At 68.0% G+C, this 2,138-nt stretch carries 2 protein-coding genes; both read left to right on the top strand.

From position 1 onward, the window contains the following. The coding region (rfbB, locus tag AAFN86_RS29505; RefSeq protein ID WP_347547306.1) for a dTDP-glucose 4,6-dehydratase at positions 1–1,053 on the top strand (1,053 nt) is incomplete at its 5' end. 276 nt (positions 1,054–1,329) lie between these two features. After that, on the top strand, positions 1,330–2,138 hold an 809-nt coding region (rfbA, locus tag AAFN86_RS29500), incomplete at its 3' end, for a glucose-1-phosphate thymidylyltransferase RfbA (protein WP_347547304.1).

The raw sequence follows: 2,138 nt of genomic DNA, 5'->3' as shown, positions 1-2,138 counted from the left end.
CTGATCACTGGTGGCCTGGGCTTCATTGGCTCGGCGGTGCTGCGGCGGCTGTTGTCGACCACGGATGAGGTGGTGGTGAACGTCGACCGCATGACCTATGCGGCGAGCCCCGAGAGCCTGGGCGATTGGCTGCGCCACCCGCGCCACATCCATGTCAACGCCGACATCTGCGACATCGCCGCCATGCGCGCCGCCTTCGCCACCCATCGCCCCTCGCGCGTCATGCACCTCGCCGCCGAATCCCATGTCGACCGCTCGATCGACGGCCCCGCCGAGTTCATCCGCACCAATGTCGTCGGCACCCAGGTGCTGCTCGAAGCCGCGCGCGAATACTGGTCCGCGCTCGACGCCGCCGCGAAGGATGCCTTCCGCTTCCACCACGTCTCGACCGATGAGGTGTTCGGCTCGCTGGAAAGCCGCGACGACAAGCCCTTCGACGAGCACACCCGCTACGATCCACGCAGCCCCTACTCCGCCTCCAAGGCCGCGTCCGACCACCTAGTCCGCGCCTGGCAGCACACCTACGGCATGCCGAACTTCGTCTCCAACACCACCAACAACTACGGCCCCTGGCAGTTCCCCGAAAAACTCATCCCGCTGGTCACGCTCAACGCGCTCGAAGGCCGCACGCTGCCGGTCTATGGCGACGGGTCGAACATCCGCGACTGGATCCATGTCGAGGACCATGCCGAGGCGCTGGTCCTCGCCCTGTTCCGCGGCGTGCCGGGCGCGACCTATTGCCTCGGGCCGCGCCAGGAACGCACCAACCTCGAGGTGGTGCGCGCGATCTGCGCGACGCTCGACCGCCTGCGCCCCGACCCGGCTGGCCCGCGCGAGCGGCTGATCACCTATGTGCGCGATCGGCCGGGGCACGATTTCCGCTACGCCATGAATCCGTCCGGCGCGGAACAGGCGCTGGGCTGGACGGCGAAGTTCGATTTCGAGTCCGGCCTGGCGCAGACCATCGCCTGGTACCTCGACAACGAGGCCTGGTGGCGGCCGATCCGCGACAAGCGGTATGCGGGCCAGCGCCTCGGCGGGGTAAAGGCATGATGGTCGTGTTCGGCGCCAGGGGGAGATCAGGAAGGGCTCCGCCCTCCCCGAACCCCACCCGCCAAAGGCCTAAGGGCCTTTGGAAACCGCCTTTGGGTACCGGGGACCATGGTCATCCTGCCCCCTCCGCGCACCGCACAAGCCACAATGGCGGGGCGCGCCCTTGATGCTCAACACCAGGTACCGGTTTCCAAAGGCCCTTAGGCCTTTGGTGGGGGGAGGCCCGGAGGGGGGCAAAGCCCCTCTCCGGTCCACCCGCATGCATTGGAGCCATCCATGAAGGGCATATTATTGGCGGGGGGTTCCGGCTCGCGCCTGCATCCGATGACGCTGGCCGCGTCGAAGCAGCTGCTGCCGGTCTATGACAAGCCGATGGTCTACTACCCGCTGGGCACGCTGATGCTGGCGGGCATCCGCGACATCCTGCTGATCTCGACACCGGCGGACCTGCCCTCCTTCCGGCGCCTGCTCGGCGATGGCAGCCAGTTCGGCGTGTCCATCACCTATGCCGAGCAGCCCAGGCCCGAGGGCATCGCCCAGGCCTTTCACATCGGCGCGGCGTGGATCGGGGGCGAACCCTGCGCCTTGGCGCTGGGCGACAACATCATCTACGGCGACGGGCTGCCGGCGCAGCTGCAGGCTGCGTCCAGCCGCGCCGCGGCGGGGGAGTCCACGATCTTCGGCTATCGCGTGGCCGACCCCGAACGCTATGGCGTCGCCGAATTCGATGCGACCGGCCGCGTGCTGTCGATCGAGGAAAAGCCCACCGCGCCGAAATCCGACTGGGCGGTGATCGGGCTGTATTTCTACGATGCGCGGGTGACACGGCTGGCGCGCGACCTGGCGCCGTCGGCACGCGGGGAATTGGAGATCACCGACCTCAACAAGGTCTATCTCGGCCTCGATGCGCTGCGCGCCGAACAACTCGGCCGCGGCTGCGCCTGGCTCGATGCCGGCACGCCGGGGTCGCTGCTGCAGGCGGCACTGTTCGTCCAGACCGTGCAGGAACGACAGGGCCTGCAGGTCGGCTGCCCCGAGGAAATCGCATTCCGCATGGGCTTCATCAACGCCGAAGCCCTGGCGCG

It is taken from the genome of Roseomonas sp. CAU 1739, from assembly GCF_039839775.1.
GTDB lineage: Bacteria > Pseudomonadota > Alphaproteobacteria > Acetobacterales > Acetobacteraceae > Neoroseomonas.
The sequence above is the reverse complement of the archived record's forward strand: the minus strand, read 5'-3'. Positions and strand labels throughout refer to the sequence as shown.